The 25,649-nt window shown below is 59.7% G+C and carries 20 protein-coding genes; 6 read left to right on the forward strand and 14 right to left on the reverse strand.

The window, feature by feature from the left end:
- Positions 1-22: 22 nt before the first annotated feature.
- Genes ACIQVE_RS16295 through ACIQVE_RS16315 form a run of 5 tightly spaced genes read right to left on the reverse strand, consistent with a single transcriptional unit; the run spans position 23 to position 8,349 of the window.
- On the reverse strand, positions 23-1,420 hold the full coding sequence (locus ACIQVE_RS16295) for an ATP-binding protein (RefSeq protein WP_402810146.1): 1,398 nt from the start codon (positions 1,418-1,420) through the stop codon (positions 23-25).
- Entirely contained in the window at positions 1,417-3,231 is a 1,815-nt protein-coding gene (locus ACIQVE_RS16300) for a DAHL domain-containing protein (protein ID WP_402810149.1), read from the reverse strand. The genes ACIQVE_RS16295 and ACIQVE_RS16300 overlap by 4 nt, the downstream gene beginning before the upstream one ends.
- Positions 3,228-4,151, reverse strand: coding sequence for a cytochrome-c peroxidase (locus ACIQVE_RS16305; protein ID WP_402810197.1), 924 nt, complete (start codon positions 4,149-4,151; stop codon positions 3,228-3,230). The genes ACIQVE_RS16300 and ACIQVE_RS16305 overlap by 4 nt, the downstream gene beginning before the upstream one ends.
- Positions 4,152-4,177: 26 nt before the next feature.
- A complete protein-coding gene (locus tag ACIQVE_RS16310; protein WP_402810152.1) occupies positions 4,178-6,100 on the reverse strand; it encodes a putative bifunctional diguanylate cyclase/phosphodiesterase in 1,923 nt (640 codons plus the stop codon).
- Complete coding sequence (locus ACIQVE_RS16315) at positions 6,097-8,349, reverse strand: EAL domain-containing protein (protein ID WP_402810155.1); 2,253 nt, start codon at positions 8,347-8,349, stop codon at positions 6,097-6,099. The genes ACIQVE_RS16310 and ACIQVE_RS16315 overlap by 4 nt, the downstream gene beginning before the upstream one ends.
- A 252-nt stretch (positions 8,350-8,601) precedes the next feature.
- Between ACIQVE_RS16315 and ACIQVE_RS16320 the strand changes: the two genes are divergently transcribed.
- Genes ACIQVE_RS16320 through ACIQVE_RS16335 form a run of 4 tightly spaced genes read left to right on the forward strand, consistent with a single transcriptional unit; the run spans position 8,602 to position 11,613 of the window.
- Positions 8,602-9,960, forward strand: a complete 1,359-nt coding sequence (locus tag ACIQVE_RS16320) for an HD domain-containing phosphohydrolase (RefSeq protein ID WP_402810158.1) — start codon at positions 8,602-8,604, stop codon at positions 9,958-9,960.
- Between the two features lie 56 nt (positions 9,961-10,016).
- Positions 10,017-10,451, forward strand: coding sequence for an NUDIX domain-containing protein (locus ACIQVE_RS16325; protein ID WP_402810160.1), 435 nt, complete (start codon positions 10,017-10,019; stop codon positions 10,449-10,451).
- Positions 10,452-10,475: 24 nt separating this feature from the next.
- A complete protein-coding gene (locus ACIQVE_RS16330; protein WP_402810163.1) occupies positions 10,476-11,114 on the forward strand; it encodes a LysE family translocator in 639 nt (212 codons plus the stop codon).
- Between the two features lies 1 nt (position 11,115).
- Positions 11,116-11,613: a GNAT family N-acetyltransferase gene (locus tag ACIQVE_RS16335; protein ID WP_402810165.1), complete on the forward strand. Its 498-nt coding sequence runs from the start codon at positions 11,116-11,118 to the stop codon at positions 11,611-11,613.
- A gap of 129 nt (positions 11,614-11,742) precedes the next feature.
- Here ACIQVE_RS16335 and metR read toward each other — a convergent pair whose 3' ends face one another.
- The gene (metR, locus tag ACIQVE_RS16340; RefSeq protein ID WP_402810167.1) at positions 11,743-12,660 is read right to left on the reverse strand and encodes a transcriptional regulator MetR; all 918 of its coding nucleotides are present in this window, start codon (positions 12,658-12,660) and stop codon (positions 11,743-11,745) included.
- 112 nt (positions 12,661-12,772) lie between these two features.
- On the opposite strand from metR, the gene metE reads away from it, so the two are divergent.
- Both metE and ACIQVE_RS16350 read left to right on the forward strand, forming a co-directional pair.
- Positions 12,773-15,085 carry a 5-methyltetrahydropteroyltriglutamate--homocysteine S-methyltransferase gene (metE, locus tag ACIQVE_RS16345; RefSeq protein ID WP_402810199.1) on the forward strand — a complete coding sequence of 771 codons (2,313 nt, stop codon included), beginning with the start codon at positions 12,773-12,775 and terminating at the stop codon, positions 15,083-15,085.
- Positions 15,086-15,241: 156 nt separating this feature from the next.
- Positions 15,242-16,276, forward strand: a complete 1,035-nt coding sequence (locus tag ACIQVE_RS16350) for an alpha/beta fold hydrolase (RefSeq protein ID WP_402810169.1) — start codon at positions 15,242-15,244, stop codon at positions 16,274-16,276.
- 205 nt (positions 16,277-16,481) lie between these two features.
- On the opposite strand, the gene ACIQVE_RS16355 is transcribed toward ACIQVE_RS16350, so the two are convergent.
- The 8 genes from ACIQVE_RS16355 to glpD form a co-directional block, all read right to left on the reverse strand.
- Positions 16,482-16,811 carry a GlpM family protein gene (locus ACIQVE_RS16355; RefSeq protein WP_402810201.1) on the reverse strand — a complete coding sequence of 110 codons (330 nt, stop codon included), beginning with the start codon at positions 16,809-16,811 and terminating at the stop codon, positions 16,482-16,484.
- An 8-nt stretch (positions 16,812-16,819) separates the two neighbouring features.
- Entirely contained in the window at positions 16,820-18,148 is a 1,329-nt protein-coding gene (locus ACIQVE_RS16360; RefSeq protein WP_402810171.1) for a sigma-54-dependent transcriptional regulator, read from the reverse strand.
- Positions 18,145-20,046, reverse strand: a complete 1,902-nt coding sequence (locus ACIQVE_RS16365; RefSeq protein ID WP_402810173.1) for an ATP-binding protein — start codon at positions 20,044-20,046, stop codon at positions 18,145-18,147. Before ACIQVE_RS16365 ends, ACIQVE_RS16360 begins: the two co-directional genes overlap by 4 nt.
- 241 nt (positions 20,047-20,287) lie before the next feature.
- Positions 20,288-21,022 (reverse strand): amino acid ABC transporter ATP-binding protein, encoded by a 735-nt coding sequence (locus tag ACIQVE_RS16370; RefSeq protein ID WP_042560754.1) that lies wholly within the window; start codon positions 21,020-21,022, stop codon positions 20,288-20,290.
- Entirely contained in the window at positions 21,019-21,690 is a 672-nt protein-coding gene (locus tag ACIQVE_RS16375) for an amino acid ABC transporter permease (RefSeq protein ID WP_402810175.1), read from the reverse strand. Before ACIQVE_RS16375 ends, ACIQVE_RS16370 begins: the two co-directional genes overlap by 4 nt.
- Positions 21,690-22,436 carry an amino acid ABC transporter permease gene (locus tag ACIQVE_RS16380; RefSeq protein WP_402810176.1) on the reverse strand — a complete coding sequence of 249 codons (747 nt, stop codon included), beginning with the start codon at positions 22,434-22,436 and terminating at the stop codon, positions 21,690-21,692. The genes ACIQVE_RS16375 and ACIQVE_RS16380 overlap by 1 nt, the downstream gene beginning before the upstream one ends.
- A gap of 190 nt (positions 22,437-22,626) precedes the next feature.
- Positions 22,627-23,541: a glutamate/aspartate ABC transporter substrate-binding protein gene (locus tag ACIQVE_RS16385; protein ID WP_402810177.1), complete on the reverse strand. Its 915-nt coding sequence runs from the start codon at positions 23,539-23,541 to the stop codon at positions 22,627-22,629.
- Positions 23,542-24,080: 539 nt separating this feature from the next.
- A complete protein-coding gene (gene glpD, locus ACIQVE_RS16390; protein WP_402810179.1) occupies positions 24,081-25,616 on the reverse strand; it encodes a glycerol-3-phosphate dehydrogenase in 1,536 nt (511 codons plus the stop codon).
- Positions 25,617-25,649 lie beyond the last annotated feature (33 nt).

The raw sequence follows: 25,649 nt of genomic DNA on the forward strand, positions 1-25,649 counted from the left end.
AGACCATTTGCCTATTTCGGCGTCAGGCAACAGATTGACGCACTGGCAACAGCACACGGAACGTGGTGCCAGCCCCGAGTTCGCTGCGCACCGAAATATCCCCGCCGTGTTTTTTCACGATGCCATAGGACAGGGACAAACCCAGCCCTGTGCCTTGCCCCACCGGTTTGGTGGTGAAGAAGGGGTCGAATATTTTCTGCAAGGTGTCGGGCGCGATTCCCGAACCGTTGTCGGCCACTTCGATCCACGCGGTTTCCCCTTGCAGCCCCGTGCGCAGGGTAATGACGCCGCGTTCAGGTCCCATGGCCTGCGAGGCATTGACCACCAGGTTCATGATGACCTGATTGATCTGTGACGGCAGGCATTCGATGTCCGGAAGATCCTGATATTCCTTGACCACATCGGCCTTGTATTTAAGTTCGCTGGCGACGATGTTCAGGGTCGATTCGATACCTTGTTGCAGATTGGCCCACTGCCATTGTTGCTGGGTGTCGACCCGGGAGAAGTCCTTCAGGTCTTTGACGATCTGGCTGACGCGACCGATGCCCTCCTTGGATTCCCTGATCAACACTGGAATATCCTCAAGCAAGAAACCCAGTTCGAGGTCTTCGCGCAGTTTTTGCAGTTGCGCGGCGGGTTCGGGCGCGAGCGTTTGCCCGGCGCTCTGATAGGCGTCGAGCATGCTCAGTAACTGCTGAAAGTAGCCGTCCAGAGTACCGAGGTTGGAGGAAATGAAGCCGATCGGATTATTGATTTCATGGGCAACCCCGGCCGCCAGTTGGCCGAGCGAGGCGAGCTTTTCCGACTGCACCAGTTGGCCTTCCAGTTGTTTGCGCTCGTCGATCTCGCGCTGCAAGGCCACGCTGGCCTGCTTGAACTGGTCGGTGCGCTGATCCACCAGATGTTCCAGATGATGCATTTGCAATGAGGCGCGTTCGGTCATCTGCCATTTGGTCAGCAAGGTATTGGCCATTTGCTGGACTTCAATGTTGTCGAAGGGTTTTTTCAGGATCAGCAGACGGTCGTGGGCCTGCAGACGATCCAGTAACTCGTCCCAGGAATAATCGGAATACGCCGTGCAGACGACCACCTGCAATTGCGGATCCTGCTGCCAGAGGTGTTCGATGGTTTTCGCGCCGTCCCAACCGTCGGGCATGCGCATATCGACAAACGCCAGGGCATAGGGGCGTTGCTCCTGCAAGGCGAGGTTGAGTTTGGCCAGTCCTTCCTCGCCACCATAAGCCGAGTCCAGCTCGAAAATTGGTCGTTGGGGGCGGGCAGTCGCACCAAACAGCGCCGCTTCCATCTCGTCCAGTTCTGCCGAGTGCGCCAGGGGCGGAGTGAGAATCTTGCGAAAGTCTTCGTGAATCGACGGCATGTCATCGATCAGCAAAATGCGACGGTTCGACAGTTCGCTCATGCGTTCTCCGTTACGGTGATCAGCGGAAGTTGCAAGGTGAACAAGGCCCCCAGCCCCGGTCCGTCGCTGTGGGCAGTGAGGTGGCCGTTCATTTCGATCGCCGCCAGCGCGCAGCTGTGCAGGCCAAAACCGTGGCCTTCCTTGCGCGTGGTAAAACCGTGAGCAAAGATCCGTGTCATGTTTTCCGGGGCGATGCCTTCACCATCGTCCCTGACGCTGATTTGCAGAAAGGTGTCGTCAACGATTTCTACCCCGAGCGTCATGGTCCGAGGGCGGTTGCTGAGGTCGGTCATGGCGTATTTGGCGTTGCTGATGAGGTTGATCAGAATCAGCAGCAAACGGTGTTTGTCGCCCATCACCTGGGGCACTTCAGCGTATTGCCTGACCACGGTGACGTGATGGCGAGTCAGCGCGCCGGCATTCATGCGCAGGGCGTCTTCCAGCAGTTCGTCGATATACAGCGGTTCGGTCATGCTGTTGGCCCCCGCGTAGGATTGCTGGGTGGCGACGATGTCCTTGATGTGGTCGACGCTTTTGTTCATTTGTCCCAGTTCGTCGGCCATTTCCTGCTGTTCCAGAGCAATCGCGCTGACCAGTTGATTGAGATAGCCGGGCAGCAATTTGCCCTTGTCGTCTTCACTGAGAAAATGCCCGAGGTCGTCGGGGTGTTCGTTGATCAGTTGCATGGCTTTGCCCAGGCCAAGTGCCTTGCTGCTGCGCAGTTTTCGCCCGATCAGTTCGCAGGAGATGTTCACGCTGTTGAGCACGTTGCCGACGTTGTGCAGCACGTTGGTGGCGATTTCCGCCATGCCGGCCTGACGTGCAGCGCCGAGCAGCTCGCTCTGGGCGTTCTTGAGTTCCTGGGTGCGTTCTTCCACCCGTTGTTCCAGAACATCGTTGGCATTTTGCAGGGCGTTGTTGACCCGGTGGATCTCGGCGAAGCTGCGGATCAGCCGGATGGCCAGCCACAGCAGCGATAACATCAGCAGCACGGAAAACAGCAGCATGTAGAAGTGGTACTCGCGATCGATCTTTTCGACCCGTTGCTGATCCTGGTTGAGCATGTGGGTGATGTCGTCCAGACGTTCGGCCACGGGAACGGCTTCGATGTTTTCCAGCAGTTCGTTGACGATGGGCTGCTCGCGCAAAATCAGCGCGACGTGACTGCTGAGAATCTTCACCGGCGCATGGAATTCTTCCGGCAGGCGTTGCGCGTTCACCGCCAGTTTGTTCAGCCCCAGCTCAATGTCGGCGGCCTTGTCGGCAGAGGTGACCTGGGCGAATTCCAGGGCACTGAGCAGCAGGTCGTAAGTGTCGGTGGCGATGTTTTGTACTTGCAGTTTGTCGAGGTCGGACAAGTCCGCCAGTTGCGCCTGAATATCGTCTTCGGCGGTCGGCAGGAAGGCCAGGGAGTTACGCAACAAGGCGTTGTGTGACTTGAACTGCTCCACCAGGCGAGTCTTTTCCTGCATCGCTTTGAGAAAGCCTTCGTGAGCAGCGTTCCACTGCCTGGAGTCTTTGCGCCCATGCCCCGATTCCATTGTGGCGAAGCGCTCCCACAGCTTATGCATCGCGCTTACCGGGGACACCAGCGGGTCGTAGTTGTGGGAAATAGCTACCCGGGCCTTGAGTATTTCGTTTTCCCACAGGGCGTCCTGTTGGGTGATCTGGCGGATCAGGTCGCGCGACTCGGTGTATGTGATGGTCTGTTCGGAGCTGGACTTGAGGTAGAGGAACAACAGCGTCGAGGCCAGCAGGATGGCGAGCAGCGTGACCAACAGCAGGCTGGTTCTGCGTGACATCTTCTTCATGGCTTACCCTCCCATTGGCCGGACAGGGTCTTGAGAAACAGGATGATCAGGGTTTTGTCTTCTGCGCTCGGCATGCGCCCCAACTGATACTGGAACATCACGTCGACGGCCCGTTCGAGGTCGGGGGCTGAACCGTCGTGGAAGTACGGCGCGGTCAAGGCGACATTACGCAAACTCGGCACCTTGAATACCGCGCGATCAGCGTCGTCGCCGGTGACATTGAACCGTCCCAGATCAGCCGCCGTCGGGTTGCCGCGATCAGCGATGTAATCACCGAATACGCCGAACTTCTGGAACATGTTGCCACCGATGTTCACGCCCTGATGGCAGGCGATGCAGCCGTAGTCCTTGAAGCGTTGATAGCCGTACTTTTCTTCGAGGGTAAGGATGTCGGTATCGCCCAAAAGGTATTGATCGAAGCGCGACCCAGGGGACAACAAGGTGCGTTCGTAAGTGGCGAGTGCATTCTGGATATTGGCTTTGGTCACGGCGTCGGGGTAGGCGCCATCGAAGGCCTTGCGGTAACCGGGATCGTCGGTGATGCGTTGCACGACGGTTTTCCAGTCGCTGCCCATTTCGTGGGGGCTGGTAATGACATTGTCGGCTTGCTCCTCCAGAGTTTCGACCCGTCCGTCCCAGAATTGCCGGAAATTGAGGCTGGCGTTGAGCACCGTGGGCGTGTTGAACGCCACCGGTTTGCCATCGAAGCCCAGAGACTGGGCACGGGTGTCGGCACCGCCCTTGTCCAGTTGGTGGCAACTGGCGCAGGACAACGTGTTGTTGACCGATAGTCGCGGATCATTGAACAACTGGCGACCGAGCGCGGCGCGTTCGCGATTGGCGGGAGCAATCTCGGGCAAGGGCTTGAGTGGCTGGTTCAATGGTTCGCCAGCCGCGTTGACACAAACCCCACAGAACATGAAGGCCAGCGTGTAACGGAAAAGGATCATTGGAGATTGTCCCCCGTGCTGGTCGGCGGGCTGTCGCTGGAGGGCGATGGATCGTCCCAGGATCCCGGCAACCCTGTGCTCAGCAGTTGGGCAAATGCCGGCGCCGGCAAGGCTTCGCTGAAGTAGTAACCCTGAGCTTCTTCGCAATGGTGATCCTTGAGATATTTCAGTTGTGCTGCCGTTTCCACCCCTTCGGCGATGACGTTCAGGCTCAAACTCTTGCCCAGGCTGATGATCGCGCTGACCAGCGCGGCATCGCTGCTGTCACTGCTCAGACCACGAATGAATGATTGATCGATTTTCAGCACATCGATGGGAAAGCGGCGCAGGTAACTGAGGCTTGAATACCCAGTGCCGAAGTCATCGATGGCCAGCTTGACCCCCAGCGCTTTTAACCGTTGCAACGCGTTCATGGTCGCCTCGACGTTTTGCATCAGCACGCTTTCGGTGATTTCCAGCTCCAGCAAGCACGGGTCCAACCCTGTGTCTGCCAGCACCTGTTCGATACCCTCCACGAAGTGGCGCTGGCGAAAGTCGATGGCTGATGTGTTGACCGACATGCGGATCGGCGGCAATCCCGCTGCTTGCCATTGCCGCGTCTGGCGGCAGGCTTCGGCCAACACCCATTTGCTCAGCGGTACGATCAGCCCGCTGTCTTCGGCCACAGGAATAAAGTCTGAGGGGTAAACCCAGCCATGCCCCGGTTTTTGCCAGCGGACCAGCGCCTCCGCCCCGACGATCCGACCACTCTCCAGGGCGATTTTCGGCTGGTAGTGCAGGACAAATTCGTTGCGTTGCAAGGCCTGGCGAATACCTGATTCGATACCCTGCTGTTCCCGTGCGCGCTCATTCATCGCTTCGATAAAAAAACCGAAATTGTCCGGACCGCTGTCCTTGACGTTGCGCATGGCCGTTTCAGCCTTTTTGATCAGGTCGATGGCCTCGAGCCCGTCGTCCGGATAAACGCTCAAACCCACGCTGGCGGTGACGCTGACGTCATGCCCCGCGATCATCTGCGGAGTACGGATGATGCCCAGCAGTTTTTCGGCGATGCTGCGGGTCTGCTGGGGGTGGTTGATATCGGTGAGGATCACCACGAACTCGTCGGAGCCATAGCGAAAGACCGAGTCCGATTCGCGCACACTTTTGAGCAACTGCTGGCCAACCCGTTTGAGCATTTCGTCGCCGGCCGGATGCCCCAGCGCATTGTTGATGCGTTTGAAGCGATCCAGGCCGAGGAACAGCACCACCAGTTTTTTGTCATGGCGTCGGCAGGCGGCAAGGGACTGAGTCAGGCGGTCACCGAGCAAGGTGCTGTTGGGCAGTCCGGTGAGGCTGTCGTACTGCAACAGATGCGACACCTTGAGCAATTCGTGGACCCGTGCCTCGATAGTCTGTTCAAGGTTGAACATCTTCAGTGCAGCGTCCTGAGCCAGTTGCCACTTCCAGGTCAGGGCGTTGGCCATCTGGCGAATTTCCAGGGCGTCGAAGGGTTTTTTCAGGATCAGCAATTGATCGCCGAACTCCAGCCGCTCGGCCATGGCCTCCCAGCTGTAGTCGGTGTAGGCGGTGCATAAGGCGATTTGCAGGTTCGGATCGGCTTGCCACAGTCTTTCGATGGTTTCCAGACCATCCCAGCCGGGCGGCATGCGCATGTCGGTGAAGGCGAGGGCGTAGGGCCGCCCTTGCTCCAGTGCCAGTTGAACCAGTTTCAGCGCTTCTTGCCCCTGATAGGCGGAGTCGAGCTGGAAGGCCAGATGCTGGGCTTGTCGGGTGCCGAACAACGTTTGTTCCAGGCTGTTCAGATCCGCTTCGCCGCTGGTGTCCGGGGTGAGTATTTTGCGAAAGTCAGCGTGAATCGCCGGGGTATCGTCGACGATCAGAATGCGGCGGTTGGTCTGGGCAAAGGGAGTTTTCATCCCTCACTCTCCTTTGTGCCTGTTGACTCGCTGCTTGCGGCCGTAAGCATCCGGGCCGCGAGTTCGGGGCTGAGGGCATCGCTGAAGTACAGGCCTTGCGCAGCGTCGCAGTTGGGTATGTGCGGGTGTCCCGGCTGCTGACCGCCTTCGGCAATGATGCCGATACCCAGATCCCTGGCGAAGTTGACGATCGCCTTCAGCGTGTTGGCGCCGGCCGTGTCCTGAGCCGCGCTGTCAAGAAACGACTGGGCGAGTTTCAGGTGATTGACCCGGTAGGTTTTCAGGTAGTCGAACGATGAGTATTCGGTGCCGAAATCGTCGATGGCGATTTTCACCCCCAGCTCGCTCAATCTCGGCAGCACATCATTGTGGGTCCACTTGGTCTGGGCCAGCGTCGCTTCGGTGACATCAAAGCGCAGATCCCAAGGGGCGACCTCATAGCGCGCGGCGGTGCGCAATACGTCGTAGATAAGCTCGGGGCCACTTTTGAGCTGGGCCAACGAAATCTTGATCGCCATCACCGGTGGCGCCACCCCCGCGTTGCGCCACTGACTCATCTGCCGGCAGGCGCGATCCAGCACCCAGCGGCCGAGGGGAATAATGGCGCCGGTTTTTTCCGCGGCCGGGACAAACGCGCTCGCTTGCAGCAGGCCGCGCAGGGGATGGTTCCAGCAGACCTGCGCTTCCATGCCTAAAATCCTGCCGCTGTGCATGTCCACTTCCGGCGCGTACTTCAACTCCAGTTCATCGCGCTCCAGTGCAATCATCAGCTCATTGACGATGGCCATGCGCTCGGCCACTTCTTGTGTGATCGCCTCGGAGTGGAAGTGATACTGATTGCGCCCCGTGTCCTTGGCGCGGTACAGCGCCATGTCGGCCTGCCCCAACAGGCTGTCGGCGTCGTGGCTGGCGTCGCTGTAGGTGCTGATGCCGATGCTGGCTGAAATATGCACGGCGTTGCCTGCCAGGTGGTACGGCGCCATCAGGGCACTGAGGATATTGGCGGCCATGGCGGCGGAACGGGTAGGGTCGCTGACGTCCAGTTGCAGGATCGCAAATTCGTCGCCGCCCAAGCGCGCCGTGACGTCGTTTTCCCGCACGCTCGATTTGATCCGCCGCGCCACTTCCTGCAAAAGCAGATCGCCGATCGGGTGGCCGAGGCTGTCATTGATTCGCTTGAAGTGGTCCAGATCCAGATAAAACACCGCGAATGGCGCGGCGCCCCGACGTGCGCCGGCAAAGGCTTGATGCAGACGCTCGATCAGGGTGGCGCGGTTGGCCAGCCCGGTGAGGCCGTCCGTGCGGGCCAGCAAGGCGAGCTTCTCCTCGGCCACACGGCGCTCGGTGATGTCGAGGATGATCCCTTCGACTTCCAGCAAGCGGCCATCGTGGTCGCGGACCGGGACGTAACGGTTTTCCACCCAGCGCCAGGCGCCTTCCCCGGTTCGCAGACGAAATTCGATCGAGGCGCCCTGCGCGTGTCGGTCCAGCACCCTGGCCATGGCGGCATCTACCCCGGCCTGGTCGTCGGGGTGAATCAAATCCTGCGCCCAGTTTGCCGATCCCACCAGATCGGCCGCCACATGGCCGTAGCGGGTGATGTTGTGCGAGATATACATCAGTTTGAACGAGGGTTCGCCACGCAACCGGTAAAGAATGGTCGGGCTGTTCTGCACGATGATATTGGCGTCGGACAGTTCTCGAGTGCGCTCCTGAACGGCCAGTTCGAGTTGAGCCATCTTCAGCGCGGCGTCTTCGGTCATCTGCCATTTGACCGTGAGGGCGCTGGCCATCTGGCGGATCTCGATCGCATCGAAGGGTTTTTTCAGAATCAGCAGGCCATCGGTCAACCCCAGCCGCTGGTCGATATCCTCCCAGGAGTAATCGGTGTAGGCCGTGCACAGCGCCACTTGCAGTTTGGGGTCGACTTGCCATAGCCGCTCGATGGTCTCCAGGCCATCCCAGCCCGGCGGCATACGCATGTCGATGAACGCCATGGCATAGGGGCGTTGAGCGGCGAGGGCGGTTTGCAGTTTGGCCAGCGCTTCGCTGCCTTGAAATGCCGAATCCAGTTCAAAGTGCTCTTTCTGCGCGGTGGCGGGGGTGCCGAACAGCAGGTTTTCGGTTTCCCCGAGGCTGTCGGAGTCAGCAGTGCCCGGACTGAGTATTTTCAAAAAATCCGCATGAATCGACGCGGTATCGTCGACGATGAGTATGCGGCGATTGATCGGTCCGGCTTGCGCACTCACGGCGCAACGCCAGATTCAAACACGCTTTTGCTCGGGAGCATCCTTTTCCCCTCTTCATATGCCTGCACGCAGGCCGTTTGTGTCGTTCGACCTCTTGAGCATAGTTGGCCGCAGGGCACTTCGCTTGCCGGTGTGTAACCGATGTATTGCGTGAACCCCGCGAAAATCATCTAGCCTTGCCCTCAAGCGCAGGCAAGTCAGGAAGTCTGTAGGCGCGCCTGTCAGGTTCACTGTTTCGCTTGAGGCCACACCATGGAAGAACAATCTCCCCAGGCTTCACCACACCGGCCCAAGGTGTTGCTGGTCGATGACGAAGAGTCGATCCTCAACAGCCTGCGGCGTTTGCTGCGCAGTCAGCCATACGACGTGTTGCTGGCCACCAGCGGCGCCCAGGCGCTGGAAATGCTGGCGCAACAGCCCGTTGATCTGGTGATGAGCGACGCACGCATGCCCAATACGGACGGCGCCACATTGCTGGCGCGCGTCCACGAACTCTATCCGGCGACCACGCGGATCATGCTCACCGGCTATGCCGATCCTGAGGCGATCATCAAAGCCATCAACGAAGGGCGGATCGATCGCTACATCAGCAAACCCTGGAACGACGAAGAAATGCTCCTGACCTTGCGTCAGGCGCTGGAGCATCAGCATTCCGAGCGTGAACGTCAGCGCCTGGAGCGATTGGCGCAAGTGCAGAACGATCAGCTCAAATTGCTCAACAGCACCCTGGAAAAACACGTCGCCGCGCGTACCGCCGAGTTGCAGCAGACCGCCGACATGCTTGATCTGGCCTATGAGGAGCTCAAACACAGTTACGTGACCGGCACCGAAGTGTTTTCGCTGCTGGCCAACTTGCGTCTGCCGCCTGCCAAGCAGACCAATCGGCAAATCATCGAACTGGTGCGCGGCTACTGCAAGATGCACGGACTCGATGAGGCCAGCAGTCGTGACCTGACCATGGCCGCTGCGTTGTACAACATCGGCAAACTGAGCTGGACCGACAACATGATGGTCACCCCCTCGGATTTGCTTCGCCATACCGAACGCGATCGCTATCGCGGTTATCCGAAACAGAGCGAGTCGCTGCTGATGACGCTCGACCCGATGAAGGATGCGGCCCGGTTGATCCTGCATCATCAGGAACGCTGGGACGGCAGCGGCTTTCCGGATCGGCTCAAGGGCGAGGCGATCCCGTTTGGCTCGCGGCTGCTGAAACTGGCGGTGGATTTCGTCGAATTGCAGCGCGGGCTGATTCTCGAGCGGCAAATGAACAGCGACGAGGCGTTGTTATACCTGCGTCAGTACGCCGGCAAACTTTACGATCCTGAGCTGGTCGAGGACTTCATCGAGGTCTGCGCGGCGTTTCTGAGCGATGTGGTCCTCGCCGACCCGGACGTTAAGGTGCTGAGCACCCGCGAGCTGGCGGCGGGAATGATTCTGGCGCGCAATCTGAATGCCGACAACGGCATGTTGCTGCTCAATGCCGGCAAGGTGTTGAGCGCACTGCTGGTGGACAAACTGATCAGTTTCGAGGCCATGGAGGGGGCTAAATACAAAGTGTTCGTGAAGGTGCCGGAGGAAGTGGAAGGGGCGCTAGAGGCACAGGGGTGACGTTGGCGGGGCAGGCATGGGATCCTTGCGGTTTTCTCCAGGCCCGTGGCTGACCCATGACGTGTGCATCCGCCGTTTCACCTCGCATCATCCACATCGCCGCCGCGCTGTTGCTCAACGCCGACGGCCAGACCTTGCTGGTACGCAAACGCGCCACCACGGCGTTCATGCAACCGGGCGGCAAGATTGAAGCGCATGAGTTACCGGTACATGCCTTGGCCCGTGAACTGGAAGAAGAGTTGGGATTGGTCATCGATCCATTGCAGGCGACGTTTCTTGGTCAGTTCTCGGCACCCGCCGCCAATGAGCCGGGGTTCGTCGTTCAAGCAGAAATCTTTCAACTGACCATCGACGCCAAAGTGTCCCCGGCCGCCGAGATCGAAGAGGTGATCTGGGTCGATCCGGCCACTGATCCGGCGATTGAATTGGCACCATTGACACGCGACCTGATCCTGCCGTTTTATCGAGCCTCGCTGACCAAAATCGCCTGATCATTAACGCAAAGGACGCCCATCATGATCCCGCTTCAAGACCTGCTGATTTTCGCCGCTGCCGCGTTGTTGATGGTCCTCACGCCGGGGCCGAACATGATCTATCTGATCTCGCGTTCGATCTGTCAGGGGCGCAAGGCGGGCGTCACCTCGTTGCTGGGTGTGGTCGCGGGTTTCTTTGTGCATATGTTTGCCGCGGCTGCCGGTTTGACCGCCGTGTTCCTCGCGGTGCCGATGGCTTATGAAGTGTTGAAGTGGGCCGGCGCGCTGTACCTGCTGTGGCTGGCCTGGCAAGCGCTGAAACCCGGTGCGCGTTCGCCGTTCGAAGCCCAGCAGTTGCCGCCGGATTCGTCGCGAAAACTGATCACCATGGGCTTTCTCACCAGTGCCCTGAACCCGAAAATTGCGGTGTTCTATCTCTCGGTGTTTCCGCAATTCATCAGCCCTGAACACGGCTCGATGTTCACTCAAAGCATCATCCTCGGCCTGACCCAGATCAGCGTCAGTTTCAGCGTCAATCTGCTGATTGCATTGTTCGCGGCGGGCATTGCGTCGTGGTTCGTGCGCAACCCGACGTGGTTGGTGATGCAGCGTTATTTCATGGGGCTGGTGCTGGGCGGTCTGGCCATTCGCTTGATGCTTGAGCAACGGCGAGCCGCTTGAAATGTGGATCGAAACGCTGGACGCCAGCCATGCCCTGGCCTATCGGGAACTGATGCTCGAAGCCTACGACCGTCATCCGCAGGCGTTCACCTCCAGCGTGCGTGAACGGGCGGTGATGCCGCTGAGCTGGTGGGAAGCACGCCTGACCAGCAAGCTCGATGTGGTGCTCGGCGCTTTCGAGGGTGGCACGCTGGCTGGCATTGTCGGTTTGGCATTTGAGCCGCGAGAGAAGGCCAGACACAAGGCCACGCTGTTCGGCATGTACGTGTCGGCGGATTTTCGTCAGCACGGCTTGGGGTATGAACTGGTGCAAGCGGCGCTGGCCGAGGCGCAAAATCATCCCGAGTTGAAGCTTGTGCAGCTCACGGTTACTGCTGGCAACGATGCAGCGTTCAAGCTGTATCAGCGTTGTGGCTTTATCCAGTTCGGACTGGAGCCGTTAGCGGTACGGGTGGGCGAGGATTATTTCGACAAGATCCACATGTGGCGCCAGATCTGAATCCATGCGTAGAACCCTGTGGGAGCGAGCTTGCTCGCGAAGGGGCCGTGTCAGTCGCCATCATCAGTGCCTGATAAACCGCTTTCGCGAGCAAGCTCGCTCCCACAGGGTGTGGGGGTGTTGCTGAGTTCAGCGCACGGCACTGACCCCATCAAGCGTCGAGAACGAAGTGTCCTTGGCCGTCAGCAAAAAATCACGCATGTACGGCGCATCGAGCATGTCGGCGCGAATGCCTGCGTACAGCGTGGCAAACAAACCTTTCTCGCCCAACCGTTTGCCTTTCACGTAACCGCGCGAGCTGTATTCATGCAGCGCCCAGTGCGGCATGCCGCACACGCCGCGGCCGCTGGCGACCAGTTGCATCATCATCACCGTCAGCTCCGAAGTGCGTACCTGCGCCGGTTCGATATCGGCCGGCTCCAGGAAACGGGTGAAGATGTCCAGTCGGTCGCGTTCCACCGGGTAGGTGATCAGCGTTTCAGTCAGCAAGTCTTCGGGGACGATGTACGGTTTGCTCGCCAGCGCGTGCTGATTGGCCACCGCGAGCATGGCTTCGTAGGTGAACAACGGCACGTAGGTGATGCCGGCAATTTCCAGCGGGTCGGAGGTGACCACCAGGTCCAGATCGCCCCGCGCCAAGGCCGGCAGCGGCGCGAAGGAGAAGCCCGACGCGAGGTCGAGTTCGACTTCCGGCCACGCGTCGCGGAACTGGTCGATGGTCGGCATCAGCCACTGGAAGCAGCTGTGGCATTCGATCGCCATGTGCAAACGCCCGGCTGTGCCCCCGGCCAGGCGGCTGATGTCGCGCTCGGCAGCGCGCAGGAGGGGCAGGGTCGAGTCGGCCAGTTGCAGCAGACGCAGACCGGCACTGGTGAAACGCACCGGTTTGGTCTTGCGCACGAATAACTGCATGCCCAAGCGCTCCTCCAGCTCCTTGAACTGGTGCGAAAGTGCCGATTGGGTCAGGTGCAAACGGTCGGCGGCATCGACCAGGCTGTCGGCTTCGCGCAGGGCGTGCAGGGTTTTCAGGTGACGGATTTCAAGCACCGGCTGGCTCCATGAGGAAAACTTGTGATCAACGCGAAAAGGTTGAGTTTGTCTCATGTTGGTTTGACTGTCGACAATGGCGCCATCTTTTATGCAATGGAGCACACTCGACATGGCCGTGGCCCACACCCTTGGTTTCCCGCGCATCGGCGCCGACCGCGAACTGAAAAAAGCCCTCGAAGCCTATTGGAAAGGCGATCTCGATCAGGTTGCCCTGAACCAGGTCGGTCGAGAATTGCGCGCCCGCCATTGGCAATTGCAGAAAGACGCCGGCATCGATCTGCTGCCGGTTGGCGACTTCGCCTGGTACGACCAGGTGCTGACTCACTCGCTGACCTTTGGCGTGATCCCCGAACGTTTCGACGGCGTGCGCGACGAGCGCGGCCAGCCGACCCTCGACACCCTGTTCGCCATGGCCCGTGGTGCGACCACCCAGTGTTGCGGCAGCGAGCAGGGCAAGACTCAATACGCGCAGGAACTGACCAAGTGGTTCGACACCAACTATCACTACCTCGTCCCGGAATTCAGCGCTGATCAAGCATTCAAGCTGAGCTGGAACCAGTTGTTCGATGAAGTCGAAGAGGCCAAAGCGCTGGGCCACAACGTCAAACCGGTGATCATCGGGCCGCTGACCTACCTGTGGTTGGGCAAAGCGAAAGGCAATGATTTCGACAAGCTGGATTTGCTCGAGCGCCTGCTGCCGGTCTACAACGAAATCCTCGTGCGCCTCGCCGAGCAAGGCGTGGAATGGGTGCAGATCGACGAACCGATCCTCACCCTCGACCTGCCGCAAGCCTGGAAAAGCGCCTTCGAACGCGCTTATCACATCCTCCAGTATTCGCCGCTGAAGAAACTGGTGGCGACGTATTTCAGTGGTCTCGAAGACAACCTGGGTCTGGCCGTGGGTCTGCCGGTACAGGGGCTGCACATCGACGCGGTGCGCGCGCCGGAGCAACTCGGTCAGGTGCTCGATCGCCTGCCGACCTACAAGATTCTCTCGGTGGGGCTGGTCAACGGTCGCAACGTCTGGCGCTGCGAACTGGAGCAGGCGCTGGCGCAACTGCAACCGGCGCAGGAGCGTTTCGGTGACAACCTGTGGGTCAGCAGTTCCTGCTCGTTGCTGCACAGCCCGGTGGATGTCGAGCGAGAAGACAAACTCGATCCGGAACTGAAAAGCTGGTTGGCGTTTGCCGTGCAGAAGTGCAGTGAAATCTCCGTGCTGCGTGATGCGCTGAACGATCCGCAGGCGCCCAAGGTGCAATCTGCGCTGGCCGAGAGCCGGGCTATTCACGCCAGCCGCGCGCAGTCGCCACGCATTCATAAAACCGCAGTGCAGGCGCGGGTCAAGGCGATCAATGCCCACGACAGTCAGCGTCATTCGCCGTTTGCCAAGCGCATCGCCAAGCAACAGGCGCGCCTGCAATTGCCGACGTTCCCGACCACCACCATCGGCTCGTTCCCGCAGACCGGTGCGATCCGTCTGGCGCGTCAGGCGTTCAAGCAGGGCAAGCTGTCGGCCAACGATTACCACGACGCCATGCGCAGCGAAATCCGCCACGCCGTGCAGATTCAGGAACGCCTCGGGCTGGACGTACTGGTCCACGGTGAAGCCGAGCGCAATGACATGGTCGAGTACTTCGCCGAGCAACTCGACGGTTATCTGTTCACCCGTTTCGGTTGGGTGCAAAGCTACGGTTCGCGCTGTGTGAAACCGGCGGTGATTTACGGTGACCTGAGCCGTCCGCAAGCGATGACGGTCGATTGGATCAGCTACGCGCAGGGCCTGACCGACAAGGTCATGAAAGGCATGTTGACCGGCCCCGTGACCATGCTGATGTGGTCGTTTCCCCGTGAGGACGTTTCGCGCAAGATCCAGGCGCAGCAACTGGCGCTGGCCCTGCGCGATGAAGTGGTCGATCTGGAAAGCGCCGGCATCAAGATCGTGCAGATCGACGAAGCCGCATTCCGCGAAGGCCTGCCGTTGCGTCGCGCGCAATGGCAGGAATATCTGGACTGGGCGGTCGAGGCGTTCCGTCTGACGGCTTCTGGCGTGAAGGATGAAACCCAGATCCACACCCACATGTGCTACAGCGAATTCAACGACGTGATCAAAGCCATCGCCGACATGGACGCCGACGTCATCACCATCGAAACCTCGCGCTCGGACATGGAGTTGCTCGAGGCCTTCGAAGCGTTCGATTACCCGAACGACATCGGCCCCGGCGTCTATGACATCCACTCGCCACGGGTGCCGGACACCGCAGAAATGGTCAAGTTGATGAGCAAAGCGGTGCAGCGCATTCCCGCCGAGCGCCTGTGGGTCAACCCCGACTGTGGCCTGAAAACCCGCGCCTGGCCCGAGACCGAAGCGGCACTGGTGAACATGGTGGCGGCGGCGCGGCAGTTGCGTAGTCAATTGGCCTGACGCTGGCCCGCAGGATCGATTAGAGGTCGGAGGCTGCGTCCGACCCGGATGACCGCTCGGCACTCTTCATCAAACTGTCACGTAACTGTGGCAGCGCGCTTGTACAAACTTCATCAGACTCGCGCTCTACTGGGGTTCTGTGTTTCGGTGTTTTTGATGATGAAGGGATGGTTTTCGATTGCGGCTGTTTTGGCCGCGATTTTTTTTGGCGTGCCGGCCTCTGCGGCGTCGCGATGCGATGTGAATGTGCCCACCGAGCGTGTCGATCTGGCGCAGGTCAGCCTGGCGTACCAGAGTATCGGCCGTGCTTCGGATCCGGCATTGCTGTTGGTGATGGGGCTGGGCGGGCAGTTGATCCACTGGCCGGACGAAGTGGTCGTGGCGCTGTGTCAGCAGGGTTTTCGGGTGATTCGCTATGACAACCGCGATGTCGGTCTGTCGACGTGGCGTCAGGCACCGGCCGAGGCCAACCTGACTTTTGAAGTGCTGCGCTACAAACTGGGCTTGCCGGTGGCAGCGCCCTACAGCCTGACCGACATGGCCGATGATGCGTTGGGGCTGATGACGGCCCTGCACGTCGAGCAATTTCATGTGCTGGGCGCGAGCATGGGCGGGATGATCGCCCAGCACATGGCAGCCATGGCGCCGCAGCGGGTCGAAAGTCTGACGCTGATCATGACCAGTTCCGGCGCCGAAGGCTTGCCGGCACCCAGCGCAGCGCTGGTGCAGTTACTGTCGCGACGTGGTGCACCGAACCGAGAGGTGGCGCTGGAGCAGCAGGCGGATTTACTCGCCGCACTCGGCAGCCCGGCGGTCAGCGATGATCGCCAGGCGTTGCTGCAACAAGCGGCGGATTCCTATGACCGCGCATTCAACCCGGAAGGCGTCAAGCGCCAGATCATGGCGATTCTGGCCGAGCCGAGCCGGGTGGCGCTGCTCAACCAATTGCGCGTGCCGACGCTGGTAGTGCACGGCACGGCCGATCCGTTGCTGCCGGTCATGCATGGCGTGCATTTGGCCGCGCACATTCGCGGCAGTCAGTTGAAGCTGATCCCGGGGCTGGCGCACAGGTTTCAGGAAGCGTTCAAGGAGCCGTTGCTGGCGGCGGTATTGCCGTATTTGCAGGCGCATCGTGAAGACACTTCGCATTGGGCGCAGATTGAGCCGGTGGTGGGGCGGAATCTGCTGTAGAGCCCCTCACCCTAACCCTCTCCCGGAGGGAGAGGGGAATGATTGGGGGATATTTGAGAGCTACACCGACGTGAACGTACTTTGCCGAATCCATATTCGACTCGGTCTTTCAGGTCGATGTTCGACGCAAGACACCTCGGTCGGCCCCCTCTCCCTCCGGGAGAGGGCTGGGCGGGCGGCGTTCCGATGAGGGTAGCTTTTGATCTCAGCTGTGCAGGCGCACCCAAACCGACACCAACACCGTCGCCGCCATCAGCCACGCCACCGCTGCCACTGCGAGCGAAGCCTCCAGCCGCATCCGGTCGACCATCACATACAACGTCGCCAGATACACAAAGTACGGAATGATCGACCACATCCCGAACACGATGGTGGTCTTCAGATCATCGACCGAGCGCCCCTTGCCGACGATGTAGTGAGCAATCAGCGCAAACGTCGGAAACAGCGGCACCAACCCTGCGATGTAATAGTTTTTGGTCTTGGCCAGCGCCGCGAGAATCAGCACAACCGCGGCACCGAGTGCCGCTTTCAGCAGCAGATCCATCAGTGGCTCAACCCGTATTTTTTGACTTTGTCGAACAGCGTGGTCTTGGCCATGCCCAGTTCCAGGCTGGCCTGGGTCAGGTTGCCGCCGCTGCGGTGCAAGGCGTCGCTGAGCAGGTTGCGTTCGAAGGCTTCCACCGCTTCGGCAAACGCCAGACCCTGACCGGCGCTGCCGGCACCGGTTTTCTTGAAGGCCGGCAAACCGAGGGCAAAACGCTCGGCGACGTTGCGCAGTTCACGCACGTTGCCCGGCCAGTCGTGGCTCATCAGGCTCGACAGGGTCTGGTTATCCATTTCCGGCAGCGCACGGTCGAAGCGCAGGGCCGACTGCTGGGTGAAGTGTTCGAACAGTTGCAGGATGTCCTCGCGGCGCTCGCGCAGCGGCGGCAATTCCAGCGTTACCACGTTGAGGCGGTAATACAGATCGCTACGGAATGCGCCGGCCTTGCTCGATTCGTCGAGGTCGGATTTGGTCGCCGCAATCACCCGGCAATCCACCGCCACGCTCTGGTTCGAACCGAGGCGTTCGAGGGTGCGTTCCTGCAACACGCGCAGCAGTTTGATTTGCAGCGGCAGTGGCATGCTTTCCACTTCATCGAGGAACAGCGTGCCGCCATCGGCGTGTTCGATCTTGCCGATACGGCGCTTGCCGGCGCCGGTGAACGCATTGGCCTCGTGACCGAAGATTTCGCTTTCGAAAAGGTTCTCCGGCAAACCGCCGCAGTTCAGCGCAACGAACTGCTTGCTGTGCCGCCGACTGAAATCGTGCAGGCAGCGGGCGACCAGTTCTTTACCGGTGCCGGTCTCGCCTTCGATCAGGACGTTGGCCGAGGTGTCGGCGACGTTGGCGATCAGCTCGCGCAGGTTCTGCATGGCCGGCGAGCGCCCGATGATCCGGCCTTCCAGGGAATCACGTTCGGCCAGTTGCCGACGCAACGACGAGACCTCACGGGCGAGGCTGCGTTGCTCCAGCGCACGACGGGCAACATCGACCAGGCGCTCAGGCGAAAACGGCTTTTCCATGAAGTCGTAGGCGCCTTTCTGCATCGCGCCGACCGCCATGGAGATGTCGCCGTGCCCGGTGATCAGCACCACCGGCAAACTGCGGTCGCGTTGCTTGAGCCGGGTCAGCAGCTCCAAACCATCGATGCCCGGCAGGCGAATGTCGCTGATGACGATGCCGGCAAAGTTGTCGCCGACGCGCTCCAGCGCTTCTTCGGCACTGCCGACGCCGATGCTGGGAATGTCTTCCAGCGTCAGCGCTTGCTGGCAGCCGAGCAACACATGGGGGTCGTCTTCGACGATCAATACACTGAGGTCTTGGTTCATATTGGCTCGGCAGGAGTAGGGCTTACCAACGGTAAACTGAGGACGAAGGTGGTCCCACCGCCGCCAGGGTGTTCGACACCGAGGTGTCCGCCCGTGGCGGCGGCGAGGCTGGCGGAAAGCGTCAGGCCAAGGCCCAGGCCCTGTTCGCCGGGCTTGGTGGTGAAGAACGGTTCGAACAGATGCTTGCGCGCTTCGGCGTCGACACCATGGCCGTTGTCGCGCACCCGCAGGCGATATTTGCCATTGAACTCTTCACCCTCCAGCCACAATTGCGGCAACGATTGTGCCTGCATGGCGTCGAGGGCGTTGCCGATGAGGTTGACCAGAATCTGTTCGAGGCGGGTCTGGTCGATGTGCAACTGCACATCAATGAATTGCCGGTGCAGTTGCAGCGCCGGATTCTCCAGGCGTGCGCCGAGCAATTGCAGCGCCGCGTCCACGGCTTTGCCGAGGCTGGCCTGGCCCTGATTGTCACCACGCCGGGCAAAAGAGCGCAGGCTGGCGGTGATCCGGCCCATGCGGTCGATCAGGTCGTTGATGGTCTTCAAATTGGTGCTGGCGACATCGAGCTGACCGCGCTCCAGAAAACGCACGGTGTTGCCTGACAGGGTGCGCATGGCCGCCAGCGGCTGGTTCAACTCGTGGGCGATGCTGGTGGACATCTGGCCGATGGCGGCGAGTTTGCCGGCCTGCACCAGTTCATCCTGGGCACGGCGCAACGTCTCTTCAGCCTGTCGGCGTTCGCGGATCTGGCTTTTGAGCCGGTCGTTGCTGGCACGCAGGTCGGCGGTGCGTTCGGTAATCCGACGCTCCAGTTGATTGTTGGCTTCCTGCAAGGCTTCGCGGGCGGCGAGGCGGGTGGCGATGACCTTGCGCCGCTCGTTCCAGGCAATCAGCAGGAACGCCACCAGGGCAAATGCGATGGCGACCAGAATGCCTTGGTTGATCGCTTCGCGGCGCAAATCCTGAAGCGGCGTCAGCAGGGTGAAATTCCACGGTGTATCGCTTAGCGGCCGCGTCTGGGCCAGATAGCTGATGTCGTCTTCGTCAGACTGCACTTCACTGTTGGCCGGGAAGGTGAGTTTCTCCACGCCTTCGGACAAGGTTTCCCGGGCCAGCGGTTGCAGCTCGGTGAGCGGGAACCAGTAGTACTGAAGGCTGCGGGCGAGCTTCTCTTTAACTTCGTCACTCAGCGCAATGACCGATTTGAGGCGTCTGGCCGGATCGCTGGACAGAATGATGATGCCGTTTTCATCGCTGACAAACGCTTCGAGACGCGCCCGTTGCCAGCGTTCTTCCATGGCTTCGAGGCGCACTTTGACCACGGCGACGCCGATGATCTTGCCGTGTTCTTCGAGGCCGTGGGCGAGGTAGTAGCCGGGTTCGCCGTTGGTGCTGCCGATCCCGTAGAAACGGCCGGGTTCACCGCGTATGGCTTTTTGAAAATAAGCGCGGAAGGACAGGTCTTCACCCAGATAACTGTCGACATCGCGCCAGTTACTGGTGGCCATCACGCGGCCGGTGGTGTCCATCACATAGATGGCCCGACTGCGGCTGCGCCGGTTCAGGCCTTCAAGGTAATCGTTGACCGTCTGCCGGTGTTCCGGGGTCGGGTCGGCCAGCAGTTGCGGGACACTGGTTTCCAGTTCCAGCAGGCTGGGCAGGTAGGTGTATTTGCTGATCTCGCTCTCGACGGCGCGGGCGTGCAGTTCCAGCTGACGCTGGCCGTTCTCGCCAAGGCTGCGGATGCCGAAGTGTTCACTGGTCCAGAAGCCGATAAAACCCAGGCCGACCATCAGGGCGATGACCAGCGGCGGCAAGAACAGATGACGAATCAGACGGGGTTTCACGGCAAGTGATGGCGGCGCTGCGCGATAGAGATTGGGGTCGCATTTCATCACAGATGCCTTGGGTCAACCAGCATGGCAACAGCACACTGGTTTGGTCGAGCGCGGAACCTGTGGCGAGGGGATTTATCCCCGATCGGCTGCGAAGCAGTCGTCAATCCGGTTAGACCCGGTTTGACTTTGAAATGCAGGGGCCGCTTCGCAACCCAACGGGGATAAATCCCCTCACCACAAGGGATCTCATTGTCAGAGAACCCACCCCTCCCCAAAGTTGGGGAGGGTGGTGTTGCTTTTAGTGTTGCAGGATTTTCTCAAGGAAGTGCTGCGCGCGTTCGGAGCGGGCGCTGATGTCGCCGAAGAACTCTTCTTTCGGGCAGTCTTCGATGATCTTGCCGGCGTCCATGAAGATCACTCGGTCAGCCACTTTGCGTGCGAAGCCCATTTCGTGGGTTACGCACATCATGGTCATGCCTTCTTGGGCCAGTTGCACCATCACGTCGAGCACTTCGTTGACCATCTCAGGGTCGAGCGCCGAGGTCGGTTCGTCGAACAGCATGACGATAGGGTCCATCGCCAGCGCACGGGCAATCGCCACGCGCTGTTGCTGACCGCCGGACAGTTGGCCAGGATGCTTGTGGGCGTGAGCCGACAGGCCGACGCGCTCAAGCAACTGCAGACCTTTTTTGGTCGCCTCTTCCTTGCTGCGGCCCAACACCTTGATCTGCGCGATGGTCAGGTTTTCGGTGATGGTCAGGTGCGGGAACAGTTCGAAATGCTGGAAAACCATGCCCACGCGCGAACGCAGTTTCGGCAGGTTGGTCTTCGGGTCGGCAATCGAAGTGCCGTCTACGACGATGTCACCTTTCTGGAACGGCTCCAGCGCGTTGACGCATTTGATCAGGGTCGACTTGCCCGAACCGGACGGGCCGCAGACCACGATCACTTCGCCTTTTTTGACCTCGGTGCTGCAATCAGTCAGCACCTGGAAGTCCCCATACCACTTGTTGATGTTCTTGATAGAGATCATACGGCTAACCTTTTTTGCAGACGCTTGACCAGCAGCGAGGCGGCAAAGCTGATTGTGAAGTACACGAGACCTGCGAAGATCAGGAACTCATTGGAACGGCCAATGATGTCGCCACTGGCGCGCGAGGCATTGAGGAAGTCCACCAGACCCACGGTGTAAACCAGCGAGGTGTCCTGGAACAAAATGATGCTCTGTTGCAGCAGCAGCGGTGTCATCTTGCGGAACGCTTGCGGCAGGATGATCAGGCGCATCATCTGCCCGTAGCTCATGCCCAGCGCTTGTGCAGCACCCATCTGACCTTTGGGAATCGACTGCACACCGGCGCGGACGATTTCGCAGAAGTACGCGGCTTCGAACATCATGAACGCCACGATGCACGAGGTGAACGCACCGATCGGGGTGTCTTCGCCGGTGATCCAGCGCAGCACGAACGGCACCGCCAGATAGAACCAGGTGATCACCAGCAGCAGCGGGATCGAGCGGAAGTAGTTGACGTAGGCACCGGCAAACCGCGACAGCAGTTTGCTCGAGGACAGGCGCATCAGCGCCAGAATGGTGCCGAGAATGATCCCGCCGACCACGCCCAGCGCCATCAATTGAAGGGTCATGACCATGCCGTTCCACAAACCGGGAATGGCCGGGACGATGCCACTGAAATCAAATTCCATTATTTACCCCCCACGGAGATCAGGCCGGGCACGGCAACTTTCTTCTCGACCACGCGCATCAGCAGCATGAGGCTCATGTTCAGGGTGAAATAAATCAGGGTGGCCAGGGTGAACGCTTCAAACAGGTTGGCCGAGAACTCGGCGGTCTGTTTGGTCTGCGCGAGCAGCTCCATCAGGCCGATCAGCGAGGCCACGGAGGAGTTTTTGAAGACGTTCAAGAATTCCGAGGTAAGCGGCGGAATGATGATCCGGTAAGCCTGGGGCAGCAGCACGTTCCAGTAGATTTGCGGAAGCTTGAAACCCATGGCGCGGGCGGCCGATTCCTGGCCACGCGGCAACGCCTGGATGCCGGTACGTACTTGTTCGCAAACACGTGCGGCGGTGAACAGACCCAGGCAAACGACAACGCTCAGGTAAGCCGAAGTGGTCGGGTTGAGGTCCTGTTTGTACCACTCCTGAATATCCGCCGGCAGCAGGTCGGGTACCAGGAAGTACCAGATAAACAGCTGAACCAGCAGTGGCACGTTACGGAACAGCTCGACGTAGCAGGTCGCGATGCCCGACACGATGCGGTTCGGCACGGTGCGCATGACGCCCAGCACCGAGCCCAGCAGCAGAGCGATGATCCAGGCCACGATGGCGATGGCGATGGTCCAGCCCAGACCGGAAATGAACCAGTCGAGATAGGTCTCGCTGCCCACGCCGGTGGACTTGAAGAACACGCCCCAGTCCCAGTTGTAATTCATTAGGGTCTCCCCTCGATTCGATCGATGTACAAGTGCCCGCCTGGGAAACTCCGTTCCCTCTGATCGTGAAGATCAGGCACACGCGATCGGCTCGACAGCCACCGGTTCGAGTGTTTCCAGAAAGTGCCAGCAGGGAGTGACAATCTCCTGAAAGGGCCGAGCCCCTTCAGGAGATAAGGTTAGTCAGAAATCAGGATTTCTTGTCGTCAGCCGCTTTATCGGTCGGATTGGCGATCAGGGTCTTGAGTTCGTCGCTCATCGGGAAGTTCAGGTTCAGGCCTTTTGGCGGGATCGGCGACATGAACCACTTGGTGTAGATCTTGGTGATCTCGCCCGATGCGTAAGTCGCCTTGATGGCGTCATCCACAGCCTTTTTGAACGGCTCGTCGCCTTTGCGCATCATGCAGCCGTAGATTTCGTACGACTGTGGAGTGCCGGTGACGGCCCAGTCGCTGGCTTTCTTGGCCTTGGCAGCTTCGCCGGCCAGCAGCGCGTCGTCCATCATGAACGCAACGGCACGATTCGATTCCAGCATCTGGAAGGATTCGCCGTGGTCTTTGGCTGAGATGACGTTCATGCCCATCTGCTTGTCGGCGTTCATCGCCTTGAGGATGCGCTCGGACGTGGTGCCGGCGGTGGTCACGACGTTCTTGCCTTTGAGGTCGTCAAAATCCTTGTACTTGGAGTCAGCCTTGGACAGCAGACGAGTACCGATTTCGAAGATGCCGACGGAGAAGTCAACCTGCTGCTGACGCTCGACGTTGTTGGTGGTGGAGCCACACTCGACGTCCACGGTGCCGTTCTGCACCAGTGGAATACGGGTTTGCGAGGTCACCAGGTTGTATTTGACCTGCAGGTTTGGAAGGTCGAGGTCTTTCTTGATCGCTTCGACGATGGCCAGCTGGATATCGTGCGAGTAGCCGACCGGTTTGCCGGAGGCATCAGCGATGTAGGAAAACGGGATGGAGGCATCGCGGTGGCCCAGGGTGATAACACCGGACTCTTTGATCTTCTTCAGGGTGCCGGTGAGTTCGGCGGCGGAAACTGGCGTGCTGATCAGAGCGGCAGCAATGGCTGCGCCCAGGATATGGGGAACGATGCGCATCAAATTTTCCTCGACATTGTTTTTTTTATGGAGCCAGTTTGTCGGCCCTTTTGTGCTTCGAATGCCTGACGGCTCCTGAAGTGTCGACACAACAGGCATTCGTCGAGAGAGTGTAGAGCATGAGTCGTGCCAGACCAGTCGCCAATACCTAAATATATGATTTATAACGTTATTAAAGTTTTGTGTCGGATTTTTGTGGCGTATCTGATCCGGTTAACCGAATCGACCAACAGGTCGCGTTCGGAAAGCCGAACAGATAGAAGCCCCTCACCCTAGCCCTCTCCCGGAGGGAGAGGGGACTGACCGAGTTGTCTGGATGAGTGCAGTCGACTTGAGATACCGAGTCGGACTCACGAGTTAACTCCATGAAGATCTGCTCCCTTTCCCCTCGCCCCCTTGGGGGCGGTCCGACGTTTCGGGAAAGCTGGGGTGAGGGGGGGCAGAAAGCTAACTGACCCAACCAGACTTATCAGAATCCACACAATAAAAAGCCCCCGAACCTTTCGATTCAGGGGCTTTTTGTTTAACCAATGTTCAAATCAAGCCGCTTCAATCTTGCGATTCTGCTCGACCTTACCCAGATACGCCGCCAGTTTCTCCTGCTCGGCGGGCGTGGTGAACAAGCCCAGCTTGCTGCGACGCCACAGAATATCGTGTGCGGTCGTTGCCCATTCCTCGCTGCACAGGTAATCCACTTCGCGGGTGTAGAGCCCACCACCAATGTGTTCGCCCATGTCAGCCAGGGATTCCACACCTTCGAGCATGCGCCAGGTACGGCTGCCATAAGTGGTGGACCAGCGGCGGGCGATCTCGGTCGGGACGAAGTCGAACTTGTCGCGGATCAGCGCGCTCAAGGCCTGCGGGGTGGTCATGTCTTCGCCGCCGGGCAGGGTGGCCGAAGCCGTCCAGCTCGGGCGCATCTGGGTGAAGTACGGCATCAACTGCGCCATCGCCGACTCGGCGAGTTTGCGGTAGGTGGTCAGCTTGCCGCCGAACACCGAGAGCAGCGGCGCTTCTTCGTTGCTGCCGGACAGCGCCAGGGTGTAATCGCGGGTCACGGCCGACGGGTTATCGGATTCGTCGTTGCACAACGGACGCACACCCGAGTAGCTGTGCTGAATGTCGTCGCGGCTGACCTGCTTCTTGAAGTGTGCGTTGACCACTTTCAGCAGGTAATCGGTTTCGCCGTCGGTAATCGCCACTTTCGCCGGATCGCCGGTGTACTCGCGGTCGGTGGTGCCGATCAACGTGAAGTGGTTCAGGTACGGAATGGTGAAGACGATGCGCTGATCTTCGTTTTGCAGAATGTGCGCATGTTCGCCTTCGTACAGCTTCGGCACGATGAGGTGGCTGCCCTGAATCAGACGGATGCCGTATGGCGATTCCATCTTCAGGTCGTCGCGAATGAACTTGGCAACCCACGGCCCCGCGGCGTTTACCAGTGCTTTGGCGGTGATCGAGAACAGACTGCCGTCGGCACGCTCCAGGTTCAGATGCCACAAGCCATTGGCGCGGCGGGCGCTGACGCAACGGGTCTGGGTGTGCACATGGGCGCCTTTTTCCCGGGCAGCCATGGCATTCAAGACCACGAGGCGGGCGTCGTCGACCCAGCAATCGGAGTATTCGAAGCCTTTGGTGATTTCGCTTTTCAGTGCGCTGTCGGCGCCGAACTTAAGACTGCGCGAACCTGCGAGTTTTTCGCGCTTGCCGAGGTTGTCGTAAAGGAACAGTCCGGCACGAATCATCCACGCCGGACGCAGGTGCGGACGATGCGGCAGCACGAAGCGCATTGGTTTTACGATGTGCGGCGCCTTGGCCAGCAACACTTCGCGTTCGGCCAGCGCTTCACGCACCAAGCGGAACTCGTAATGTTCGAGGTAGCGCAGGCCGCCGTGGATCAACTTGCTGCTGGCCGACGACGTGTGGCTGGCCAAATCGTCCTTTTCGCAAAGGAACACCGAAAGCCCGCGACCGGCGGCATCCGCTGCGATCCCCACCCCATTGATCCCGCCACCGATGACGGCGATGTCGTAGATCTCGGAGATAGGGGGCGTACGCAAGGTAGATGTGGACATCGGCTGGCCTCGGGCTCTTTTGATTTTCTATAT

It is taken from the genome of Pseudomonas sp. NPDC098747 (assembly GCF_044760045.1).
Classification (GTDB): Bacteria; Pseudomonadota; Gammaproteobacteria; order Pseudomonadales; family Pseudomonadaceae; genus Aquipseudomonas.